The following is a 23,719-nucleotide window of genomic DNA, read 5'->3' as shown; positions in this document are numbered from 1 at the left end:
AGCCTCTCGCCGGGGGGACCACGCGTCCCCGAACCGTGCGCGGGAGGGGGCGCCGATGACCGTCACAGCAGCGGCCGCCCGTCGTACGGCGTGCGCACCGGTCCACGGAGCGGGTCGGTGACCTCCGATCGGGCCGCCGAGCAGGCCGACCGGCTCGGGCTGCGTGGCATCCCGCCCCAGGTCCGGATGCTCACGGCTGCGCTCCTCGTGGCCTCCCTCGCCGCCGCGGTGGTAGGTCTGGTCCTGCCGCACCGCCTGCCCGTCGACGATTCGCTTCCCGCGCCCGCGCGCTACGGCATCGCGGTCGCCGTCTTCGCCTTCGCCCAACTGGCCCGACTGCGGTTCCGTGCGCCCGCCGGCATGGTGAGCATCACCTGGGGCGAGGCAGCTCTGATCATCTGCCTCTACCTGGTGCCCGCCGGCTGGATCCCCTCCGCCACCCTGGTCGGCACCGGGCTCGCCTGGTCGGCGCTCTCGATGTTCGGCGAGCGGCGACCGGTGCTGGAGACCGTCCGGATCGCGGCGTCGCTGTCGGCCGCTTCCGCGCTCGCCGTGGCGGTCACCACCGCTCTCGCGCACCCACTGCTCGCCGCCCCGGCACCGGGGCTCGCCGCCGCCATGGTCGCCGGCGCGGTGACGTACCTGCTCGTCACCGCCTGGCTCAGCGGGGTCACGCTCGGCCTGCGGCACGGTGTCCCGATCGGGCCCCCGCTGCTCGCCGCGCTCCGCGGCAAGCTGCTGATGTTCGTCGGCAACGTGGCGGTCGGCCTGGTCGTGGTGGTGCTCCTCCACCTCGATGCGCGCTGGCTGTTGCTGCTCCCGCCACCGCTCTGGCTTCTTCAGCAGACCTACCGGCACCGGCTCCGGGCCGATCAGGAGCGGCGCACCTGGCGGACGTTCGCCGAGTCCACGGCCGCCCTCAACCAGCTCGACGAGCGGGGTGTGGCGGGCGCGGCGGTCGCCGGTGCGCTCGCCCTGTTCCACGCCGAGCTGGTCGAGGTCGACGTGGTCCGTGCCGACGGGTGCTGGTGGCGGTACCGCGGCGACGCCGCGGGTGGTCTGGTCGACCGCGAGATCACCGAATCCGGCCCAGGGGAGCCCGAGGACCACGAGCTGGTCCGTTCGCTCACCGTCGGCGACCTGCCCGTCGGGCGCCTGCGGGTCCGCTTCCCCCGGTCGGCACCGCCCAGCGGGCGCGAACGGGATGCGGTGGCGGCCTTCGGCGACGCGCTCGCCGCCGCGCTGCACGACGCCGCGACCCACCACGAGCTGCGGCAGGTCACCGCCCGGTCGTCGTACGAGGCGGTGCACGATCCGCTCACCGGCCTGGTCAACCGGGCAGCCATGCTCGGTAGCGGCGACCAGCTGCTGCGGCAGCTCGCACACGATCACCCGGTGGCGCTGCTGCTGCTCGACATCGACCAGTTCAAGGAGGTCAACGACACCCTCGGGCATGTGGCCGGCGACCAGCTGCTGCGGCTGACCGCCAGTCGGCTGGGCGCGCTCGCCCGCTCGGGAGACCTCCTCGGCCGGCTCGGCGGCGACGAGTTCGCGCTGTTGCTGACGTCGGTCCCGGTGCTCGGCGACCGGAACGCCCCGATGGCGTACGCGCTGCGTCAGGCCCGCGAGATCGCCGAGCGGCTGGCCGCACCCACCGAGATCGCCGGGGTGCGGATGTCCGTCGAGGTCTCCGTCGGGGTGGTGGTGGCCGACGCGGGCACCGCCGACCTGACCGAGCTGCTGCGCCGGGCCGACATCGCCATGTACCAGGCCAAGGAGGGTGGCGGCAACGTCGCGGCGTACGACAGCACCCGCGACGCGGCGAGCACGGATCAACTCGCCCTGCTGGCCGAACTGCGCGAGGCGCTGGAGGTGGACGACCAGCTCGTGCTGGCGTTGCAGCCGGCGGTCGATCTGGCCACCGGGGCGCCGACGGGGGTGGAGGCGTTGATCCGCTGGCGGCACCCGCGCCGCGGCTGGCTCAGCCCGGTCGAGTTCATCCGGCCGGTGGAGAACAGCGAGCAGCTCGGCACGTTCACCCGGTACGTGCTGGACAAGGCGCTCGCGGTCGCCGCCGGCTGGGCCCGCGAAGGACTGGACATCCCGATCTCGGTGAACCTCTCCGCGCGGAGTCTGCTGGACCCGCGGCTGCCCGGCGAGATCGCCGACGCGCTGCGTCGCCACCAGGTGCCGGCGCACCGGCTGGTGCTGGAGATCACCGAAACGGTGGTGATGAGTGAGCTGGAGATCATCGACGAGGTGCTGGCGACGCTCCGGTCGATGGGTGTGCAGCTCGCGGTGGACGATTTCGGCACCGGCTTCTCGTCTCTGACGTTCCTCACCCGGATCGCGGTCGACGAACTGAAGGTGGACCGTTCCTTCGTGATCCGGATGGCCGAGTCGCCGGAGGCGGCGGCCATCGTGCGGACCACCGTCGGCCTCGCACACGAGCTCGGGTTGCGGGTGGTGGCCGAGGGGGTGGAGACCGCGGAGCAGCGGCTGGCCCTGGCCGAGCTGGGGTGTACCGCGGCCCAGGGTTACCACTTCTTCAAGCCGATGCCGGCGGACAAGATCGGCGCTGTCCTCGGCACCCTGCTGGACGGGGCCCGCCGCAACGTCTTCCCCCTTCGAGCCGACGGCGCGTCCTGACTCCGCCTCCCGCCTCCCGCCTCCAGGTGGGTCGATCATGAAGTTGTTGCCTCGACACGCCGGTGCCGACGGCGATAACTTCATGATCAACGGAGTCGGTGTGGGCGCGGTGGTTAAGGTCGTCGGGTGAATCGACTTGCCGACGCCACGAGCCCGTACCTGCTCCAGCACGCCGACAACCCGGTCGACTGGTGGCCGTGGTCCGAGGAGGCGTTCGCCGAGGCGCGCCGGCGCGACGTACCCGTGATCATTTCGGTCGGCTACGCCGCCTGCCACTGGTGTCATGTGATGGCGCACGAGTCGTTCGAGGACGAGTCCGTCGCCGCCCTCATGAACGCCGATTTCGTCTCGATCAAGGTGGACCGGGAGGAGCGTCCGGACGTCGACGCGGTCTACATGACGGCCACGCAGGCCATGACCGGTCATGGCGGCTGGCCGATGACCGTGTTCGCCACCCCCGATGGCACCCCGTTCTTCTGCGGCACCTACTTCCCGAAGCCCAACTTCATCCGGCTGCTCCAGTCGGTCACCACCGCCTGGCGTGACCAGCGGGACGACGTGGTGCGCCAGGGCGCCGCGGTGGTCGAGGCGATCGGTGGCGCCCAGGCCGTCGGTGGCCCCACCGCGCCGCTGGAGGCCGACCTGCTCGACGCCGCCGCCGCGCAGCTCGCCGAGGAGTACGACGAGACGCACGGCGGGTTCGGCGGCGCGCCGAAGTTCCCGCCGCACATGAACCTGCTGTTCCTGCTCCGCCACTACCAGCGCACCGGCTCGGCCCGGAGTCTGGAGATCGTCCGGCACACCTGCGAGGCGATGGCCCGCGGCGGCATCTACGACCAGCTGGCCGGTGGTTTCGCCCGGTACTCGGTGGACGCGCACTGGACCGTGCCGCACTTCGAGAAGATGCTCTACGACAACGCGCTCCTGCTCCGGGTGTACACCCAGCTCTGGCGGCTGACCGGAGACCGGCTGGCCCGGCGGGTGGCTCGGGACATCGCCCGGTTCCTCGCCGACGAACTGCACCGGCCCGGCGAGGGGTTCGCCTCCGCGCTGGACGCGGACACCCAGGGCGTCGAGGGCCTCACCTACGTCTGGACGCCGGAGCAGCTCGTCGAGGCGCTCGGCGAGGAGGACGGCCGCTGGGCCGCCGACCTTTTCGGGGTCACCGCCGACGGCACCTTCGAGCACGGCACCAGCGTGCTCAAACTGGCCCGCGACGTGGACGACGCCGACCCTGAGGTCCGCGCCCGCTGGCAGGGTGTCATCGGCCGGCTGCTGGCCGCCCGGGACACCCGGCCGCAGCCGGCCCGGGACGACAAGGTGGTGGCGTCCTGGAACGGGCTGGCGATCACCGCGATCGCCGAGTTCCAGCAGGTGGCCAGGCTCTACGCGAACCCGGACGACGAGGACGCGAACCTGATGGAGGGCGTCGTCATCGTCGCCGACGGCGCGATGCGGGACACCGCCGAGCACCTGGCGACCGCGCACATCGTGGACGGGCGGCTGCGGCGTGTCTCCCGTGGCGGTGTCGTCGGTGCCCCCGCCGGCGTACTCGAGGACTACGGCAGCGTCGCCGAGGCGTTCTGCGCGATGCACCAGCTGACCGGCGAGGGGCGCTGGCTGGAACTGGCCGGTCAGCTGCTCGACGCGGCGCTGGAGCGGTTCGCGGCACCGGGCGGCGGTTTCTACGACACCGCCGACGACGCCGAGCGGCTGGTCACGAGGCCGGCCGACCCGACCGACAACGCCACCCCCTCCGGGCGCTCGGCGATCGTCGCGGCACTCGTGACGTACGCGGCGCTGACCGGCGCCCCTCGGTACCGGGAGGCGGCCGAGGCCGCGCTGGCCACGGTCGCGCCGATCGTCGCGCGGCACGCCCGCTTCACCGGGTACGCGGCGACCGTCGGCGAGGCGCTCGTCTCCGGGCCGTACGAGATCGCCGTGGTGACCGATCAGCCGGCCGACGAGCCGCTGCTCTCGGCCGCGTACCGGCACGCCCCGCCCGGAGCCGTGATCGTGGCGGGTCGCAGCGACCAGCCCGGGGTACCGCTGCTCGCCGACCGGCCGATGGTCGGCGACCGTCCCACCGCGTACGCCTGCCGGGGTTTCGTCTGCGAGCGTCCGGTCAACGAGGTCGACGACCTGGTCGCGCAGCTCGGCCGGCGCTGAGGGGCGGCGGCCCGACCGGCGTGGCCCGTGCTACCAGGCCACGCCAGGCAGTGCGCCGTCACGGCGGCCGAACGTGCGATTCGCCATCCGGGGCCGGCCCTGAAAGGCGGCCCGGATAGGCTTGCGCCGCTATGGATTCCCGTACCGGTCTGCCTGTTGTCGGCATGGTGGGTGGTGGCCAACTGGCCCGGATGACCCACCAGGCCGCGATCGCCCTCGGTCAGTCGCTACACGTCCTCGCGTTGGCCCCGGACGACGGTGCCGCGCTGGTCGCCGCCGACGTGCAGTACGGCGATCACACCGACCTCGCGGCGCTGCGCACCTTCGCCAAGGGCTGTGACGTGGTCACCTTCGACCATGAGCACGTGCCGAACGAGCACATCCGCACCCTCGCGGCCGAAGGGGCGAAGCTCTACCCGCCGGCCGACGCGCTGCGGTACGCCCAGGACAAGCGGGCGATGCGGGAGCGGCTCACCGAGTTGGGCGCTCCGGTACCGGTCTGGCGGCCGGTCGGCGAGCCGGACGACCTGGTGGCCTTCGGCACCGAGGTGGGCTGGCCGGTGGTGCTGAAGGCGGCCCGCGGTGGCTACGACGGCCGGGGCGTCTGGATGGTGACGGACGCGGCGCAGGCGGCCGAGCTGGCCACCACGCTGCTCGCCGGGGGCACCGAGTTGATCGTCGAGGAGCGGGTGCCGCTGCGCCGGGAGCTGGCCGTGCAGGTGGCTCGCTCGCCGTTCGGGCAGGTCGCCGCGTACCCGGTGGTGGAGACCGTTCAGGTCGACGGCATCTGTGTCGAGGTGCTGGCCCCGGCGCCGGACCTGCCGGAGGAGCTGGCTCTCGCCGCCCAGCAGCTCGCCATCGACCTGGCCACCTCGCTCGGCGTGGTGGGCCTGCTCGCGGTCGAGCTGTTCGAGGTGGCCGAGGCTTCGGGGAAGCCCGGCATCGTCGTCAACGAGCTGGCCATGCGGCCGCACAACTCCGGGCACTGGACCATCGAGGGCTCGCGTACGTCGCAGTTCGAGCAGCACCTGCGTGCGGTGCTCGACTATCCGATGGGGGACACCTCGCTCGCCGCGCCGGTGGTGGTCATGGCGAACGTGCTCGGCGGTGAGCCGGGCGGTATCTCCATCGACGAGCGGCTGCACCATCTCTTCGCCGCCGAGCCGGGCGCGAAGGTGCACCTCTACGGCAAGCAGGTCCGCCCGGGTCGCAAGATCGGGCACGTCACGGTGCTCGGCGACGATCTGGCCGATGTGCGGGCGCGGGCCGTGCGAGCAGCGCGCTGGCTGCGCGAGGGGCATGAGTGAACGCGAGGAGCGAGCTCGCGTCCCCGCTGAAATGAACGAGAGGCAGAACAGCGTGACCACCGTCGGGTTGATCATGGGCAGCGACTCGGACTGGCCGACCATGAAGGCCGCCGCCGAGGTCCTCGACGAGTTCGGGGTGTCCTACGAGGTGGGGGTGGTCTCCGCCCATCGCACCCCGGTGAAGATGATCGAGTACGGCCGTGCCGCCGCTGAGCGTGGCCTGAAGGTGATCATTGCGGGGGCCGGTGGTGCCGCCGCGCTGCCCGGCATGGTCGCCTCGGTGACGCCGCTGCCGGTGATCGGCGTTCCGGTGCCCCTCAAGCACCTGGACGGCATGGATTCGCTGCTCTCCATCGTCCAGATGCCGGCCGGCATCCCGGTCGCCACGGTCTCGATCGGCAACGCCCGCAACGCGGGCCTGCTCGCTGTTCGCATCCTCGGCGCCAGCGACCCGGAGCTGCGTACCCGGATGGTCTCCTTCCAGGAGAACCTGGAGCAGATGATCAACGAGAAGGACGCGAAGCTCCAGGCGAGCGTCAACACCCTGGCCTGACCGGCCGCGCCGTCGCGCCCGGTGTGAACCACCGCCCGGCGTGACCCATCGCGCCCAGCGTGGAGCACCGCCCGGTGTGACCCATCGCGCCCAGCGTGAACCATCGTGACCGTCGGTGATTCTCGCGCCCTATCCGGCAACCCCCACCAGCATCCTTCGCTCTGCACTCACATACGCGCCAGACACGGTGCGTGACCATCGCTTTTGCCGGTCGGGCGGTTGGGGGCTTGTGAATGCCCTGCTCAGGTGGGTGGTGCGTATCGGGGTGCAGAGCAAAGGCGTCGAAGTGGATGGCAGCCCGACGGAGCTGCCCGTCACGATTGGTGACCAGCCAGTGGCATCACTGACAGTCATTGCGGGAAGCTTTACACCCGGCTCTGAGTGAAGCTTCCGCCCGGCGCGCCCTCGGCCTCACCGCATGCCGCGCAGGGCGGTCTGCAGGCGCTCCTGGGCGCGGCGGCGGCGCTCGTTGCTCGCTCCCAGGACCAGCAGCAGGATGCCGACGGGGATCAGCGCCAGCCACGGCCCGAAGGCGAAGAGCGCATGGATCGCGGTGATCGCGGTGACGGCGGCCCCGACGATCACGGGTGCCTGCTGCCGGCTCGACGAGCCGAAGATGAGCACCGCGACCGCCCCGAGCAGCAGCAGCACCTGCCGTAGCGTCGTCGAGCCGGTGGCCAGCACGATCGCGAGGCTCGGCACGAACGCGGCGACCAGCGCCGGGCCGTACGCCACCCAGCTGCTCATGTCCGGGCGTTGGCGCAGCTCCAGCACTCCAACGAGAAGGGCCAGCGCGGCGAACGGCAGGGTGTACGCCTCGGGCAGCGCCACGTCGGCGACCCGCATGAGGATCCACCAGGCGGTGATTTCACACACCACCACGGCCCAGAACAGGACTCGGCGCTCGACTGGCCGGCGGTTGGGCCGGCCGGCCGCCACACCGAGCACCGCACCCCAGGCCGCCAGCAGGGCGGCGATGTGCCGAGGTGAGTCGAACGCCAGCGCCAGCGCGATGAGCGCGGCCGCGTGACCGCTCCACTCCACGGTGGCCGCCTCGCGCTGCGCCTCTGGACGACGCAACCGGGGCAGCAAAGCGGCGAAGACCTGCAGTGCGGCGCCGACCGCGAGCACGCCGAACGCCGACCAGACTGCGGCCAGTCCGGCGACGAGGCCGGCGGTCAGCACGAACAGTTGCGCCATCAACGAGGCGAAGAGCCAGCCCAGGATCCGGGCACGCTGCGTGGTGCCGAAGACCGCCGCCACCGTGCCCACGCCGACCGCTCCACCGAGGGTGAAGAGAGTCAGCTCCCGGGTGGCCAGGCTGCCGGCGAGCCCCGCGCCGCCCGCCGCCAGGCCGATGGCGAAGACCAGCACCCGGGCCAGGCGCAGCGAGCGGGCCGGCTCGACCAGCGGCGGAGGCGGAGTCAGGGCGAGCCCCAGCATCGAGATGGTGAAGACCGACAACGCGGCGACGACATTCGCCGGCCAGCCGCCGCCCAGCGCCGTCGGGGCGATGAGCAGCGTGACGGCCGCGCCCGGCAGCACCACCGGCACCGCCCGGGTAGGCCGACCGCCGCTGAACCCGGTGGCCGCGAGAGTCGCGGTCGCGGTGAGCAGGAGCGCGGTGAGCACGTGCGTGGGATCCACCGCGCCGGGCGGCGGGGTGAGCAGCTCCGGCGGTGGCCCCTGCCAGATCCGGGCCAGCGTCCGGTGCGGCTCGACCAGCGCCACCTCCAGAGCCTGCGCGATCGAGGCGAGCGCGAGGGCGGTGGGTAGCGCGGCGGCGGCCAGTGCCCCGGCGGCCGGGCTGACCCGCCAGCGGCGCCGCTCCAGGTCGTCGGGCGATCGGCGTAGCGCGCCGTCCAGCAGCACCGACCACCGTCGTACCGGCTGCGCCGCACCGGCGGGCGGGATGGTGGCCGCGCGAACCAACTCGGCCAGTACACCGAGCAGGGCCGCCGCGGCCGCGTACACGCCGACCGCGAGGCTGGTGGGGAAGGCGGCCAGGGCGCTGATCGTCGCGCCGCCGGCCACGGCCACGCTGGCCCACGGAAGGTACTGCGGGATGCGGCGGCGTGCCACGGCCACCGCTGCGAGCCCGAGGCTGGACGCGGCAAGCGCGGCGGTCAGCACCACCTGCGCCGAGTGGTCGAACTCGGCGGACAGAGCGGCGAGCGCGCCCGGTAGGGCGAGCAACGCCGCGCCTGCGCCCGCGCCCCCGATCTGGGCGAGGTGCGGCGGCATGCCCTCGGTCTCGACGTCCTCGGTCAGCGTGCCGGCGAAATTGCGGGCCAGCACGGCCACCACCACACCGATCAACGCGATGCTGCTTAGCGCCATCGCGGTCGTCCACGGGCGGACCAGTCCCGCCCCGGCGGCGTGCAGGGCCACCACCCCGGCGACCGTCGCGCGGGAGAGGGCGGCCCGCGGATCGAACGACGCGGTGGCGGCCATCCCGAAGACGGCGGCGACCATGCCGCCGACCAGCACCGGTGACCACCACGGCAGGTCGAACGCGGCCGGTGCCCCGATGGTGGCCAGCACCACGGCGACACCGGCGACGTCGTACCTCCAGGGCGGCGGCAGCAGGACGGCGGCCGCGAGGGCGAGCAGCACCAGGGCGACCGGCGCCTGCCAGGTGGACCCCCCGGTGGGCGCGGCCGGCCAGCCGGAGAGATCCCCGTTCCAGATCGGACCAGGGGTGGCCAGCACGCCGACCCCACCGCGCAACGCGATCCAGCCGGCGACCAGGCCGATCAGCAGGCCACCCACGGAGACGCCGAGGATCGGGCCGCGCCGCCACTCCTCGGGCATCGCCCGAGCTGCCACGGCCACGACCAGCACCAGCGCGGCGGCGACCGCGAGCTGACCCCCGGGAGCGAGGACGGCCGTGATCCGGACCAGCGTGGCGATCAGCGCCGCCGTCACCGCGGCGGCCGCGAGGTCCGATCCGTCCAGCGTGAGGTCGGAGCGACGGCCCGCGTCGATCGACGGAGCCAGGAAGAGCAGCACCGCGGCCACCAGCAGCAGCGCGCCGACCCAGGCGTCGGCCACGGTGGCCCCGGGAGCGCCGAACGCGGCGGCGGTCACCAGCAGCGCGCCGAGCCCGGTGCCGACCGCCAGCGGCGCTGGGATGTGCCGCTGCGAGACCTGGACGATCGCCGTGTACCCGAGGGTCACGCACACCGCCAGGAAGGCCGCCGCGAGCACCGGGACGGTCTCCTCGCGCAGGCTCGCCGGGGTCGGCGTCGGGTCCGCCGGTGTGGTGGCGGCGACGAATGCGGCCACCGCGCCCGGCAGGGCGAACGCCGCCCCGCCGGCGGCCCACGCGGAGACGACGTCGGCCGGTGCCGGGGCGATCCGGATCCGGGGTGCCGCCGCGACGAGTACGCCCGCCAGGAAGAGCACCACCAGCACGGCCGCTGTCAGCGTGGGTCGCGCGAGGCCGGCTCCCGCCCCGAACAGGCCCACTGCCGCCGCGCCTACCGCGTGGGCCAGCCCGGCCCGCCTGGTGCGGGCGGATAGGCCGACCACGCCGATGCCGACTGCCGTGAGCACCATCGGCCACGGGGCTGCCGCCCAGCTCAGCCCGAACGACGCCGGTACCGCCAAGGCGGTCAGTGCCGCTCCGGCCACCGCGAACTCGCGCCGGATCTCCGGCGGCAGGGCCAGCACCGCGGCGATCGTGAGCAGGAAGGCGCTCGCGGCCAACTGCCAGTCGGCCGAGCCGACCGCGGCGGCGAGTTCGGCGGGATACCGGTCGAGGTCGGCGGCCCAGGCGGGCAGCGCGGCGCGGAGCGGGGCGACGCCGGCGCGCAGCGCGCTCCCGGCCACCACCAGACCGCTCACCGTGAGCGCCACCGCCGAGGCGAGCTGCGGCCCGCGGCGGGCTGCCTCCGGTACGGCCCGGACGGCCAGGCCGGTGACCGCGATGACACCCGCTATCAGCAGCAGCGCCCGGCCCGGCAGAGCCACCGAGGCGACTCGGCTCAACGCGCCGATGACCGCGAGGGTGAGGACGCCCGCGCCGAGGTCCGGCAAGGGTGGGCGGCGCAGCGCCAGGGTGCCGGCCATCCCCACGATGGCGGCGAGCAGCAGCACCAGCCCGGCGCCGGTGGCGGCCGGCACGGTGGTCGCCCGGAGCAGGGCGGTCACCGCGTACGCCAGCGCGATGGCGACGGCGACTCCGTGCAGCAGCCAGGTCAGCTCGCGCAGGCCGGGCACCGGACGGGGTGGCGCGTCGGTGGCCGTCGGTTCCGGTGGGGCGATGACCTCTCCGGCCTCCTCCGGCGCACCCTCCGGACGGGTGTCGGCGGACCGTTGCCGGGGCGCGGTCGGCTGTGCCGGCGACGCGGGCGGCGATTCTGGCAGGTCGCGCCGGACCGGGCGCTCCACGGCCACTCCGGAACGGGCCAACCAGAGATCCAGCAGAGCGACCGCGGTCAGCGCCAGCGCCCAACCGGCCGGCCCGCTGATCCGGTCGTACGCCAGCAACGGCACCACCGGCTGGGCGGCGAGCACGGTGGTGAACCGGGGTGCGCGCAGCCCCGTCCAGGCGGCGTAGCCGATCGAGACGGCGGTGGTCGCCAGGAAGATCAACCCGGCGAAGATCGCGCCGGATGCGCCGCCGTTGCCGATCCGGTCCACCGCCCAGAGCGCGTACCCGGCGAGGGGCACCAGCAGCAGGCCGACGGTGGCGATCGTCTCGGCGGTGGAGGTGAGCCCACGCCGAGCCAGCACAGGCGGGGCGAGCAGCAGCAGCACGGTCGCGACGAGCAGGATGCCGAGCCGTACGAGCGCGTCCATCGAGCTCGTCGCCACCGCGGCGAAGACCACTGCGGCGACGCCGAGCAGCAGCGCGCCCAGCCCGAGCGGGATGTTCTGAACCTCCCGCGAGGACGCCTCCGGGGGGTGTTCGGGATCGTCGACGTCCAACCAGGTCACCGGCGGTGGTGGCGGTGGCGGCTCGGCGGATCCGGGCGGGGTGCCCTGCCGGGGGACCCGAGGTGGCGCGCCGGTGGTGGCGGTCGGCGGACGTCGGCCGGGGCGGCGGCGGAGCACCCGGCGCGGTCGGGTCGCCTGCTTGGTGCGCTCCTCGCCGGCGTGCGCGAGGATGTCCCGCTGGAAGAGCGCGGCCTGCATCTTCGCGGCGATCTGCCGCTGCTCACGAGCGATGGCGGCTTCGCGCGCCTTCATCTCCGCTATGGAGCGTTCGATCTCCGCCAGGTGTTCGACCCACTGTGGCTGTTCGGCGCCGCAGTGCGGGCACCGGTCGGCCGGTTTGATCTCCCGACCGCACGACGAGCACTGAAAGGTCGCCACGACACCCCTCCACCCGCACTGTGGACCTCCACTGTCGCAGCATGCCCAAGTCCGGCGCGATTTTCGACAGTTGTCGGCGGGTTCAGGACAAACGAGCCTTCCGGCAAAAGGCAACGGCCGGTCGCGGAGGAGCTCCGCGGCCGGCCGTCGTGGCCATCCCGGTCAGGGGCGGCCCATGCCTCGGTACTCCCAGCCGGCCTGCGTCCACATTGCCGCGTCGAGGCAGTTGCGCCCGTCGACGACCTTCCGGCCGGCGACCAGTTCGCCGAGGGCGACCGGGTCGGCGTTGCGGAAGTCGGCCCACTCGGTGAGCACGCAGACCAGGTCCGCGCCGGTCACGGCGTCGGTCATGCTGGCCTCGTAGACCAGCTCGGGCATCGCCCGGCGGGCGTTCTCCGTGCCCTGGGGGTCGAAGACGTGCACGTCCGCGCCGGCCTTGCGCAGCAGCCCGGCCACGGCGAGCGCCGGGGCGTCGCGTACGTCGTCGGTGTTGGGCTTGAAGGTGGCGCCGAGCACGGCGATCCGGGTACCGGAGAGGTCCGGTCCGGCGGGACCGGTCCGGCGGCCGAGAAGGTCCGCGGCGAGCTGGAGAACGCGGGTACGGCGACGAAGGTTGATCAGGTCGACCTCGTGCAGGAAGCGCAACGCCTCACCCGCGCCCAGCTCCTGGGCCCGGGCCTGGAAGGCGCGGATGTCCTTTGGTAGGCACGCGCCACCGAAGCCGAGACCGGCCTGGAGGAACCGGTTGCCGATCCGCGGGTCGAAGCCGATCGCCCGGGCGAGCTGGGTGACGTCACCGCCGGCGACCTCGCACACCTCGGCCATCGCGTTGATGAACGAGATCTTGGTGGCGAGGAAGGCGTTCGCGGCGACCTTGACGAGCTCGGCGGTGGCGAAGTCGGTCACCACCAGCGGCACCTCGCGGTCCTCGGTGGCGGCCAGGTCGAAGACGCCCTTGTGCGCGGCGTAGAGCATCCCGTTTGCCCACTCGCTCTTCACGCCGACCACGATCCGGTTGGGGCGCAGCACGTCGTCGACGGCGAAGCCCTCCTGGAGGAACTCCGGGCTCCACGCGACCTCGACTCCGAGGTCGGCCGGGGTGTGCTTGCCGACGAGCTGCTCCACCCACTCGGCGGTGCCGACCGGCACCGTCGACTTGCCGACGATCAGCGCCTTGCGGGTGAGGTGCTGCGCGAGACCGGTCACCGACGCCTCGACGTACGACAGGTCGGCGCCCATGCCGTCGGCGCGCTGCGGCGTGCCCACGCAGATGAAGTGCACGTCACCGAAGTCGGCGGTCTCGGCGATGTCGGTGCTGAACCGCAGCCGGCCGGCCGCGAGGTTGCGCCGGAGCAGTTCGTCGAGGCCCGGCTCGTGGATCGGCACCTGACCCGCGTTGAGCATCGCGATCTTGTCAGCGTCGACGTCGAAGCCGAGCACCTCGTAGCCCAGCTCGGCGTAGCAGATGGCGTAGGTCGCACCGAGGTAGCCGGTGCCGAGGAAAGTCACTCGGGGCCGGGCTGCACCCGACGGCGGCGCCACCGTGGGAATCGGGGACACCGGCTGGCTGTTTGGGTACGGAATCGTCACGCCTGTTTCTCCGCTCGCACTGGGCGGCGCTTCGTCGCGTCGCTACTGCTGCGGCGCCTGGCCGGGCACCGGAGGGGAACTGCTCGTCTTTATATGTTCGCCGGGCGGCGGCGGTACCCGTCGAGGACGAGCCTACGCCGCGGTAACTTGTAGCTGAACCTTGGTCGCTATCCTTCAGTCTGCGCGGTCCGCGGTCAGAGACGGTACAGACTGCGCATGATAGCGGTGAAGGGGAGGGGCCGACATGGCCGCAGAGGAGTCGTTCGACGTCTACCGATTGCCCGAGGAGCACGAGGCGATCCGTGAGGCGGTCCGGGAGGTCTGCGCGGCGAAGGTGGCACCGAACGCCGCTGAGGCGGACGAGACCGGCGAGTTCCCCAAGGCGTCGTACGACGCGTTGCGCGCCGCGGACTTCCACGCGCCACACATCCCCGTCGAGTACGGCGGGGCCGGCGCGGACGCGCTGGCCACCGCGATCGTGATCGAGGAGGTGGCCCGGGCCTGCGCCGCGTCCTCGTTGATCCCGGCGGTGAACAAGCTCGGCACGATGCCACTGCTGCTCGCCGGTTCCGAGGAGCTCAAGCGCCGCTACCTGACCCCGGTGGCGAGCGGTGACGCGATGTTCTCGTACTGCCTCTCGGAACCGGAGGCCGGTAGCGACGCGGCGTCCATGACCACCCGGGCGGTGCGTGACGGGGATCACTGGGTGCTCAACGGCGTGAAGCGGTGGATCACGAACGCGGGGGAGTCGGAGTACTACACCGTCTTCGCGGTCACCGACCCGTCCGCCCGGTCGAAGGGCATCTCCGCGTTCGTGGTGGAGAAGTCGGACCCGGGCGTGAGCTTCGGCGCGCCGGAGAAGAAGCTCGGCATCAAGGGCTCCCCGACGCGCGAGGTCTACCTCGACAACGTGCGGATCCCGGCCGACCGGATGATCGGCGCCGAGGGGACCGGTTTCGCCACCGCCATGCGCACTCTGGACCACACCCGGGTCACCATCGCCGCCCAGGCGCTCGGCATCGCGCAGGGCGCGCTCGACTACGCCAAGGGGTACATCCAGGAGCGCAAGCAGTTCGGCAAGGCGGTCGCCGAGTTCCAGGGTGTCCAGTTCATGCTCGCCGACATGGGCATGAAGCTGGAGGCGGCCCGGCAGTTGACGTACGCGGCGGCGGGCAAGTCCGAGCGCGGCGACTCGGACCTCACCTACTTCGGCGCGGCGGCCAAGTGCTTCGCCTCGGACGCCGCCATGGAGATCACCACGGATGCGGTGCAGCTGCTCGGCGGCTACGGCTACACCAAGGACTACCCGGTCGAGCGGATGATGCGGGACGCCAAGATCACCCAGATCTACGAGGGCACCAACCAGGTGCAGCGGATCGTGATGGCCCGCCAGCTGCTGCGCGGCTGAGGCGAGGTACGCGTCGGGTCGCCCCCGCCCCCGCGAGCACGGGGTCGGGGGCGGGCCGGGAATGCCGGCCCGCCCACGGTTCAGCGGATGTCGGTGCTGTCCTCCGGCTTGCGGGGCGGGGCCGACCACGGCGACTCCCCGCCCGTACGCCGGGGGAGCGGCTCGGTCGGGGTGGAGTCCGGGTAGGCCAGGGTGATCGGAGCGGCGGTGTCCCGCTCCGGCGAGGCGACCGGCGGCCAGTCGGTCAACGTGACGTCGTTGTCCGTGCTGTTCTTCTCCGTCTCGGCGGGCACCGGCGCGCCTACCGGTGCCGGCCAGCGCCGCCAACGCTGCAGGCTGAACGTGGCCATGATCAACATCATGCCGATCAGGAAGAGCGTGCCGTTCTCCACCGGCAGTCGCAGCGGAAGCGGATCACCCAGCACCTTCCAGCCGTCCGGGATGGTGTCGCGTACCTCGAACGGCGCCACGAACATCCCGATGTACGGGACGACCATCAGCAGCCCGGCCACCAACGGACCGACCGGCGAGATGCGCAGCGTGCCGAGCAGGCCCAGGAGGATGCCACCGACACCGAGGTAGACGGCCGGCTCGATCAGGTTGGCCGTGTTGAACTTTCCGATCTCCACCCAGCGGCCGATCGTGCCGCTCGACCCGTCCTGCCCGAGCGTGACCAGCACCCAGGTGACAGGCGCCACCACCAAACCGGCGAGGAAGCTCCAGAGATGTCGCATCCGCGCACCGTACCGTTTCCGTCATGACCGAGCACCCCTCCACCGCGCCGGCCGGCAAGCCGACGTCGTACTCCCGGGTCACCTTGAGCCGGATCATGACCGCCGTGGACGTCAACCTGTACGGCACCGTCCACGGCGGCGTGCTGATGAAGTTCGTGGACGACGTGGCCGGAGCAGCCGCCGCCCGGCACAGCGGTGGCACGGCGGTGACCGCCGCGATCGACGAGATCGTCTTCTCCGAGCCGGTTCGGGTCGGCGACCTGCTGCACGCGCACGCCCAGGTGAACTGGACCGGTCACAGCTCGATGGAGGTCGGTGTCCGGGTCGTGGCCGAACGGTGGGACTCGGCCGAGGACGAGCCGATCCGGGTCGCCACCGCGTACCTGGTGTTCGTCAGCGTCGACGTGGGCGGCGCGCCGCGACCGGTGCGGCCGGTGCTGCCGGAGACGACCGAGGACGAGCGACGCTTCCGGGAGGCGGAGATCCGACGGGCCCACCGTCTGGCCCGCCGCCGCGCGATCCAGGCCCACCGCGCCGGCTGACCTGCGAGGAGGCAGCCCCTGCTCGACCTTCCCGGCGGGCGGGGGCACTGTCGCAGCCGGTCCTCGACGAGCACCCCCGGTGGGGTCGCTGGACGTGACGAGGTGTCCCTTCCCCGCCCTGGCCCACACAGGGAAGCCTGTTGGCATGTGTGACCGCCACGCCCCTTCGGCGGCGGCGGGTGCGGAGAATGGCGCTTCGACGTAGGGCAAGATGGCGCCACGGCCCATCGCACAGAGTCGTGTCCGGGGCCAGGGGAGGGCAGAGCAGTGGGTGACGTGCTGTGGACGCCGCCGGCGGACGTACGTGAGCGGTCCCGGATCGGGGGCTACCTGCGCTGGCTGCGGGAGCACCGTGGCCTGGACTTCGCCGACTACGACGCGCTGTGGCGCTGGTCGGTCACGGATCTGGAAGCGTTCTGGCGCTCGATCTGGGACCACTTCGAGGTGGTGGCGCACACTCCGCCGACCGCCACGCTGACCGGCCGGAGCATGCCCGGAGCCCGCTGGTTCCCCGGCGCGACGTTGAACTACGCCGAGAACGTGCTGCGCATGCCCGGCCGGGCCGACACCGATCCCGTGGTCATCGCGCACGGCCAGACCCGTACGCCGGTCACCCTGACCGCCGCGGAGCTGCGCGAACAGGTCCGGCGGGTGGCCGCGGGACTGCGCCGGCTGGGGGTCACCGCGGGCGACCGGGTGGCGGCGTACGCGCCGAACATCCCGGAGACGTACGTGCTGCTGCTCGCCACGAGCAGTCTCGGCGCGATCTTCACGTCCTGCGCGCCCGAGTTCGGAACGCGTAGCGTCACCGACCGCTGGCAGCAGATCGAGCCGACGGTGCTGGTCGCGGTCGACGGCTACCGGTACGGCGAGAAGGCGGTGGACCGCCGTGCCGAGGTCGCCGCGATCCGTGCCGCGCTGCCGTCACTGCGGCACACCGTCGGCATCGGCTACCTCGACCCGGCGGCCGTGCCCGAGGGAGCGACGTCCTGGGCGGAGCTGGCGGCGCCGACCGACGAGCCGTCGACCTTCACCCCGGTCGCCTTCGACCACCCGCTCTACGTGCTCTACTCCTCCGGCACGACGGGGCTGCCCAAGCCGATCGTGCACGGGCACGGGGGGATCCTGCTGGAGCACCTGAAGATGCTCGCCCTGCACCACGACCTGGGCTCCGACGACCGGTTCTTCTGGTTCACCACCACCGGCTGGATGATGTGGAACTTCCTGGTCTCCGGACCGGCGGTGGGCGCGGCGATCGTGCTGTTCGACGGCAACCCGGGCCACCCCGACCTCGGGGCGCTGTGGCGGTTGGCGGCGGAGACCGGCACCACGTACTTCGGCACGTCCGCGCCGTTCCTGCTGGCCTGCCGCAAGGCCGGCCTGGTGCCGAAGGAGATCGCCGACCTCTCCGCGCTGCGCGGTCTCGGCTCCACCGGCGCGCCGCTACCGGCCGAGGGCTTCACCTGGGTGTACGAGACGGTCGGCGAACGCCTCCAGCTCCAGTCCCTCTCCGGCGGCACCGACGTCTGCACGGGATTCGTGGGCGGGGTGCCGCTGCTCCCCGTGCACACCGGTGAGATCACCTGCCGGGCCCTCGGCGCGAAGGTCGAGGCGCGCTCGGCCGACGGCACCGCGGTCATCGACGAGCTGGGCGAGCTGGTGATCACCGAGCCGATGCCGAGCATGCCGGTGGGCTTCTGGAACGACGTGGACGGCTCCCGCTACCGGGAGGCGTACTTCGACGTCTATCCGGGAGTCTGGCGGCACGGGGACTGGATCACGATCAACTCGCGGGGCGGCTGTGTGATCACCGGACGCTCCGACGCCACTCTCAACCGGGGCGGCGTACGGCTCGGCACCGCCGAGTTCTACTCCGTCGTGGAGGGGCTGGACGAGGTCGTCGACTCGGTGGTCGTGCACCTGGAGGACGACCAGGGCGGCACCGGCGAGCTGCTGCTCTTCGTGGTGCTCGCCGACGGGTTGGAGCTGGACGACGAACTGCGGAAGAAGATCAGCCGTGAGCTGCGTACCGCGCTGTCGCCGCGGCACGTCCCCGACGAGATCCATCAGGTGCGGGCGGTGCCGCGCACGCTGTCGGCGAAGAAGCTCGAGGTGCCGGTCAAGAAGATCCTCACCGGTACCCCGATCGACCGGGCGGCGGCCAAGGGGGCCCTGGCCAACCCCGAGTCGCTCACTGCCTTCGCGCAGCTCGCCCAACGTCGTGCTCCGCAGGACCACCCCACCCCCGCCTGACGACCGCGCTCCCCGCCCCTCGGCGTGCCGCATCTCCGCAGTCGTCGTACGACGGTGACGCGAGGGGCGGGAGGCGTCAGGTCACGGTTCGGGTGACTTTTTCCGCCGCCAGGCGGTCGGCGACGCGGGTCGGGTCCAGGTTGCCGCAGAGGACGACGCTGGCCCCGACCGTGAGTGGCGCGAGCAACCAGTCCACCGGCTCGGGATGCCGAGCCGCGTCGATCAGTAGCCGGTCGCCCTCGACCAGGCCGAACTCCGTCGCGCGGGCCCGCGCCCGCCCGAGCAGCTCCGCGTCGGCCGCGCCGCCCGAGCCGTGCGAGCTGAAGTGGTCGCCGTGGCCACGCACCTCGACCACGTAGTCGGCGAAACCGGCGGGCACCTCACGCAGCGGCAGGGCGAACGGGTCGAGCGCGAGCGCGTACCGCTCGTCCGCCGGCCAGGCGTCCGCCTCCGTCACCCGGTCCGGGGTGGCGAAGAGCACGTCGACCGCGCCCGGCTTCTCGGCCACGGTGAGCCCGGCGAACCAGCAGCCGAGCAGCACCGCGGCGGTCTGCCAATGCGGCGGTAGGAGCACCCCGGCGGTGTCGCCGGGCCCCACGGCCGCCCCGTCGACCAGCAGGTTGGCCGTCTTGGCCACCCAGTTGGCCAGCGTGGCGCCGGACAGTTCGGTGCGCTCGCCGGACCTGTCGTCGTACCAGGTGAGCAACGGTCGGGTCGGATCGGGTGCGATCGCGTCGGCGAAGACCCGGGCAATGTTCTCGGCCATCGGCGCGAACGATACGCCGCCACGGTACGTACCTGATGACGATGACAAGTACGCATACCGTCGGGTCGCAGTCAGCGTCGGCGGCGGGCTCCGGCGTAGGCTTGCGACCGGAGTGTTGTTCCCCACAGACCCGCCAGCAAGGAGTCGCCCCGTGACCGCCGGTCGCCCGCCCCGCGTGCTCATCGACGCCACGAGTGTCCCCGCCGACCGTGGCGGCGTCGGGAGATACGTCGACGGCCTGCTCGGGGCTCTCGGCAAGGTCTGTGGGTCGGGTGTGGATCTGGCCGTGGTCAGCCTCCGCACCGACCTCGAGCGCTACTCCCGGATGCTGCCGGGCGCCGAGATCGTGCCGGCGCCGGCGGCTGTGGCACACCGGCCGGCCCGGCTCGCCTGGGAGCAGACCGGATTGCCGCTGCTGGCCCAGCAGCTCGGTGTGCAGGTGCTGCACTCTCCCTTCTACACGTGTCCGCTACGTGCGGGCTGTCCCGTCACGGTGACCGTGCACGACGCGACCTTCTTCACCGAGCCTGAGCACTACGACAAGTCCCGCCGCACGTTCTTCCGCAGCGCCATCAAGACGTCGCTGCGGAGGGCAGATCGGGTGATCGTGCCGAGCAAGGCCACCCGGGACGAGTTGATCCGGCTGCTGGACGCCGACCCGACCCGGATCGACGTCGCCTACCACGGGGTCGACCACGCCGCGTTCCATGCGCCCAGCGACGAGGAGAAGGCCCGCGTGCGGGCCCGGCTCGGGCTGGGCAGCAGCAGCTACATCGCGTTCCTCGGTGCCAAGGAGCCGCGCAAGAACGTGCCCAACCTGATCCGGGGCTGGGCGCGGGCGGTCGCCGACCGTCCCAACCCGCCGGCGCTGGTGATCGCCGGCGGCCAGGGGCACGACGACGACATCGACCGGGCGGTCGCCGAGGTGCCGTCGCACCTGCGGTTGTTGCGTCCGGGCTACCTGCGCTACGCGGACCTGCCCGGCTTCCTCGGCGGGGCGTTGGTGGCCGCCTACCCGTCCTACGGGGAGGGTTTCGGGCTGCCGATCCTGGAGGCGATGGCCTGCGCGGCCCCGGTGCTCACCACGCCCCGGCTGTCGTTGCCCGAGGTGGGCGGTGACGCCGTGGCGTACACGAGTGAGAGCCCTGACCAGGTCGCGACCGATCTCGCGGCACTGCTGGACGACGAGCCGCGCCGGTTGTCCCTGGCCAAGGCGGGCTTCGACCGGGCCAAGGAGTTCACCTGGGAGTCCAGCGCCGAGGTGCACATCGCGGCCTGGAGCCGGGCCCGGTCCTGACGTCCATCGAAACCGCCGGTTCGTGTGTGCGCCGTTCGGGCATGATGTGCTGATGTTCTATGCCGTCATCCCGGCGGGAGGCAGTGGCACGAGGTTGTGGCCACTGTCCCGTGCCGGCCACCCCAAATTCCTGCATCCGCTCACCGGAACGTCCGCCTCGTTGCTACAGGCGACGGTGGAGCGGCTGGCCCCGCTGACCACACCTGAACGGACGATGGTGGTCACGGGGGCTGCGCACGTGACGTTGGTGGCACGGCAGTTGGCCGGTCTGCCGGAGGAGAACATCCTCGTCGAGCCGTCGCCACGGGACTCGTGCGCGGCCATCGCGCTGGCCGCGGCCGTCATCGCGCGGCGGGATCCGGACGCGGTGATGGGCTCCTTCGCGGCCGACCATCTGATCGGTGACCCGCTGCGCTGGGCGGAGACGGTGCGGGAGGCGATGCGCGGCGCCGAGCAGGGGCTGTTGATGACGGTCGGGATCACCCCGACCCGCGCGGAGACCGGCTACGGCTACCTGGAGTGCGGCGACCTGCTCGGCGAAGGCCCGCTGCGCATGGTCGCGGAGTTCAAGGAGAAGCCCGCCGCCGACGTGGCCGAGGCATACTTCCGCTCCGGCCGGCACCTCTGGAACGCCAGCATGTTCGTCTGGCGGGTGGACGTGTTCCTCGCCGAACTGGCCCGGCAGCAGCCGGCTCTACACGCCGGCGTGACCGCGATCTCGGCGGCGTGGGGCGCCCCGGAGCAGGACGAAGTGCTGGGTGCGGTCTGGCCGACGCTGCCGAAGATCTCCGTCGACTACGCGGTCATGGAGGGTGCGGCGATGGCCGGCCGGGTGGCGACCGTCCCGGGCGACTTCGGGTGGAACGACGTCGGCGACTTCCACACGCTCGGTGACGTGCTGCCGGCGGACCACACGGGCAATGTGGTGCTCGGTGCCGCCAAGCCGGGCGTACTGCTGCGGGACAGCACCGGTCTCGTGGTGGTGCCGCACTCGGGCCGGTTGGTGGCCGCGATCGGCGTGCACGACCTCGTCGTGGTGGACACCCCCGACGCGGTGCTGGTCTGTCCCCGCGAGCGGGCGCAGGACGTCAAGGCACTGGTGGACGAACTCAAGGAGCGGGGCGAAGAGGACTACGTCTGAGCGTGGCGAGGGCGGGCGCCACGAGCTGGACGGTCCCGTCGGCCAGCGGCTCGGGCAACTGCTCCGGCGAAAACCAGCCGAGCGCGGTGGACTCGTCGCTCACCTGTTCCACCGCGCCGGCCGGAGCGACGACCGCGAACCGGACGTCGTAGTGCAGCGAGCCGCCCTGGCAGGCGACCGGGTGGATGTCCACGTCGATCGGCACCGGGTCGATCCGCAGCCCGGGGATCCCGGACTCCTCGGTGGCCTCGCGCAGCGCGGCGCCGGCGAGCGTCCGGTCGCCGGGCTCGCAGTGCCCACCGAGCTGCACCCATCGGTGGAACTTGCCGTGCAGGCAGAGCAGTACCCGGCTGCCGGTGGCGTCCAGGACCAGCGCGCTCGCCGTGACGTGCCCCGGGCGGTGCGCCCGGCTCATGGCCACCGGTCCGGCCGCGAGCAGGGCCAGCGTGCGTTCCCGCGCGATGGCGGCGGTGGGGCTGGTGGGTGTCCACCCGGTCAGCAGCGCGGCAGCGTCGGCGTGCAACGCCGCGTACGGGCCGTCTCCGGCAGGTGACGCGGGCGTCGTCGGGTGGCTGATCGGGCTGTTCGGTGCGGGTGCGACGTCGGGCATCCCGACACTGTACGAGTCGACCCCGCATCGATCTCGCGAGCCGCTGAGCCTGAGGTGCCCGGCGGGACGGCCGGGCGGCACCCCTGCGGTGCAAGGGCCGCAGACCCTCGTGGCGCCGCCCGGTCGCCGGTCCTCCCCGGCCCCGGTGCCCCGGCGGCGTCACGCAACGGACGCGCCGACACCGGCGGGCACTGGAAGCATGCCCAACCCGCCAGGAGTACGTCGAGGTTTTTCAGCCCACGCTTAAAGATGGAGATAAGTGCCGGCCGGTAGAGTGCAAACGGTCGCCTGACACACCCCGGTCGGGCGAGCGGGAGCGCGCCATGTTGAAGATCTACTTTTCCGGCGAGGACGTCCTGCGGACCCGGGTCGCCCCGGCCGCCGATCCGGTCTGGGAGCTGGTCCTCAGTCTGCACCTCCTGCGTGGCCGCAGCCGGGACCCGATGATGGCCGCCTGGCGGCGTACGGTGGCCGGCGGGCTGCGCCGGGAGAACGCATCCGAGCAGCTACGTCTCCTGCTCGCGTTGAATCCGCCACGGGGATACTTCCCCGACTTCCTCACCCCGTACGCCAGCCTTGGTGGCTTCGAGGCGGGACTGGACGCGGTTCGCCGCACGCCGACCCAGATGCTGCGTCGTGACCTGGCCGTGCTCGCCGGCGAGAATCCGTTGCCGCCGTCGGCATCCGCACTGGCCAGGGGCGAGCCGGAGGCGCTGAGCGCGCTGACCGAGTCGATGGAGCGTTACCGGTCGGTGGCGATCAGCCCGTACTGGGGGCGGATCCAGGCCGCGGTGGAGGCCGACCGGGCGCGCCGGGCCCGGGCGGTGCTGGACGGCGGTGTGGAAGGGCTGCTCGCCAGCCTGCGGCCGACCATGCGCTGGGACTCGGGTGTGTTGGAGGTGCGTGACTACCCGGACAGCCGCGAGTTGCACCTGGACGGTCGGGGGTTGCTGCTCGTGCCGTCGTTCTTCTGCGCGCGTACCCCGGTGGCATTGCTGGACCCGGCGCTGCCGCCCGTCCTCGCGTATCCGGTGGACCGGCTGGGCGGGCTGCTGCCCTCCGGCGGCGAGGCCGGGCCCGTAGCCGGTCGGGAGGCGCTCGCCGCGCTGATCGGCCGGACGCGGGCCGCGGTGCTGGAGGCCAGCGACGACGGCTGCACCACCGGTGAGGTGGCCCGGCGGTTGCACATCTCGCCCGCGGCGGCCAGTCAGCACACGGCCGTGTTGCGCAACGCCGGACTGCTCGTCAGCCAGCGGGACCGCAACACGGTGCTGCACACCCTCACCCCGCTCGGTCGCGCTGTCCTCGACGCATGACCAGGACCGTCCGGCCGAACAGCTCGCCTGGCTGCACCGGGTGCTCGACAGGGAGCAGGACG

General features: G+C 72.6%; 15 protein-coding genes. 10 read left to right on the top strand and 5 right to left on the bottom strand.

Annotated features, from left to right (window positions below; genetic code table 11):
• Positions 1–186: 186 nt before the first annotated feature.
• The 4 genes from AB0F98_RS20875 to purE all read left to right on the top strand — a co-directional run bounded on the left by AB0F98_RS20875 (position 187) and on the right by purE (position 6,678).
• On the top strand, positions 187–2,649 hold the full coding sequence (locus tag AB0F98_RS20875) for a bifunctional diguanylate cyclase/phosphodiesterase (protein WP_357737982.1): 2,463 nt from the start codon (positions 187–189) through the stop codon (positions 2,647–2,649).
• A gap of 126 nt (positions 2,650–2,775) precedes the next feature.
• The gene (locus AB0F98_RS20870; RefSeq protein ID WP_357737673.1) at positions 2,776–4,818 is read left to right on the top strand and encodes a thioredoxin domain-containing protein; all 2,043 of its coding nucleotides are present in this window, start codon (positions 2,776–2,778) and stop codon (positions 4,816–4,818) included.
• A 131-nt stretch (positions 4,819–4,949) separates the two neighbouring features.
• Complete coding sequence (locus AB0F98_RS20865) at positions 4,950–6,125, top strand: 5-(carboxyamino)imidazole ribonucleotide synthase (protein WP_357737671.1); 1,176 nt, start codon at positions 4,950–4,952, stop codon at positions 6,123–6,125.
• A 52-nt stretch (positions 6,126–6,177) separates the two neighbouring features.
• Positions 6,178–6,678, top strand: a complete 501-nt coding sequence (gene purE / locus AB0F98_RS20860) for a 5-(carboxyamino)imidazole ribonucleotide mutase (RefSeq protein WP_357737980.1) — start codon at positions 6,178–6,180, stop codon at positions 6,676–6,678.
• Positions 6,679–7,089: 411 nt separating this feature from the next.
• Here purE and AB0F98_RS20855 read toward each other — a convergent pair whose 3' ends face one another.
• Together AB0F98_RS20855 and AB0F98_RS20850 are read right to left on the bottom strand one after the other, a co-directional pair.
• The gene (locus AB0F98_RS20855; RefSeq protein ID WP_357737669.1) at positions 7,090–12,000 is read right to left on the bottom strand and encodes a permease; all 4,911 of its coding nucleotides are present in this window, start codon (positions 11,998–12,000) and stop codon (positions 7,090–7,092) included.
• Between the two features lie 162 nt (positions 12,001–12,162).
• Positions 12,163–13,590 (bottom strand): UDP-glucose/GDP-mannose dehydrogenase family protein, encoded by a 1,428-nt coding sequence (locus tag AB0F98_RS20850; RefSeq protein ID WP_357737667.1) that lies wholly within the window; start codon positions 13,588–13,590, stop codon positions 12,163–12,165.
• 244 nt (positions 13,591–13,834) lie between these two features.
• On the opposite strand from AB0F98_RS20850, the gene AB0F98_RS20845 reads away from it, so the two are divergent.
• Positions 13,835–14,998, top strand: coding sequence for an acyl-CoA dehydrogenase family protein (locus tag AB0F98_RS20845; RefSeq protein WP_357737666.1), 1,164 nt, complete (start codon positions 13,835–13,837; stop codon positions 14,996–14,998).
• An 80-nt stretch (positions 14,999–15,078) separates the two neighbouring features.
• On the opposite strand, the gene AB0F98_RS20840 is transcribed toward AB0F98_RS20845, so the two are convergent.
• Entirely contained in the window at positions 15,079–15,732 is a 654-nt protein-coding gene (locus AB0F98_RS20840) for a hypothetical protein (RefSeq protein WP_357737660.1), read from the bottom strand.
• A gap of 23 nt (positions 15,733–15,755) precedes the next feature.
• Between AB0F98_RS20840 and AB0F98_RS20835 the strand changes: the two genes are divergently transcribed.
• A complete protein-coding gene (locus AB0F98_RS20835) occupies positions 15,756–16,274 on the top strand; it encodes an acyl-CoA thioesterase (RefSeq protein ID WP_076471207.1) in 519 nt (172 codons plus the stop codon).
• 267 nt (positions 16,275–16,541) lie between these two features.
• Entirely contained in the window at positions 16,542–18,527 is a 1,986-nt protein-coding gene (locus AB0F98_RS20830) for an acetoacetate--CoA ligase (protein WP_357737658.1), read from the top strand.
• Between the two features lie 76 nt (positions 18,528–18,603).
• Here the strand turns inward: AB0F98_RS20830 and AB0F98_RS20825 are convergent, their stop codons facing one another.
• On the bottom strand, positions 18,604–19,293 hold the full coding sequence (locus AB0F98_RS20825) for a TIGR03089 family protein (protein ID WP_357737656.1): 690 nt from the start codon (positions 19,291–19,293) through the stop codon (positions 18,604–18,606).
• 151 nt (positions 19,294–19,444) lie between these two features.
• On the opposite strand from AB0F98_RS20825, the gene AB0F98_RS20820 reads away from it, so the two are divergent.
• Together AB0F98_RS20820 and AB0F98_RS20815 are read left to right on the top strand one after the other, a co-directional pair.
• Positions 19,445–20,590, top strand: coding sequence for a glycosyltransferase family 1 protein (locus tag AB0F98_RS20820; protein ID WP_357737654.1), 1,146 nt, complete (start codon positions 19,445–19,447; stop codon positions 20,588–20,590).
• 52 nt (positions 20,591–20,642) lie between these two features.
• Positions 20,643–21,731, top strand: a complete 1,089-nt coding sequence (locus AB0F98_RS20815) for a sugar phosphate nucleotidyltransferase (RefSeq protein WP_357737652.1) — start codon at positions 20,643–20,645, stop codon at positions 21,729–21,731.
• Here AB0F98_RS20815 and AB0F98_RS20810 read toward each other — a convergent pair.
• The gene (locus tag AB0F98_RS20810; RefSeq protein WP_357737650.1) at positions 21,700–22,341 is read right to left on the bottom strand and encodes an NUDIX hydrolase; all 642 of its coding nucleotides are present in this window, start codon (positions 22,339–22,341) and stop codon (positions 21,700–21,702) included. The genes AB0F98_RS20815 and AB0F98_RS20810 overlap by 32 nt on opposite strands.
• Positions 22,342–22,664: 323 nt before the next feature.
• On the opposite strand from AB0F98_RS20810, the gene AB0F98_RS20805 reads away from it, so the two are divergent.
• Entirely contained in the window at positions 22,665–23,657 is a 993-nt protein-coding gene (locus AB0F98_RS20805) for a winged helix-turn-helix domain-containing protein (RefSeq protein WP_357737648.1), read from the top strand.
• Positions 23,658–23,719: the final 62 nt, after the last annotated feature.

Origin of the sequence: Micromonospora sp. NPDC023737 (genome assembly GCF_040639715.1) — a bacterium.
Classification (GTDB): domain Bacteria; phylum Actinomycetota; class Actinomycetes; order Mycobacteriales; family Micromonosporaceae; genus Micromonospora.
Note: the sequence above shows the minus strand (reverse complement) of the source record. Positions and strands in the feature narration are given on the sequence as shown.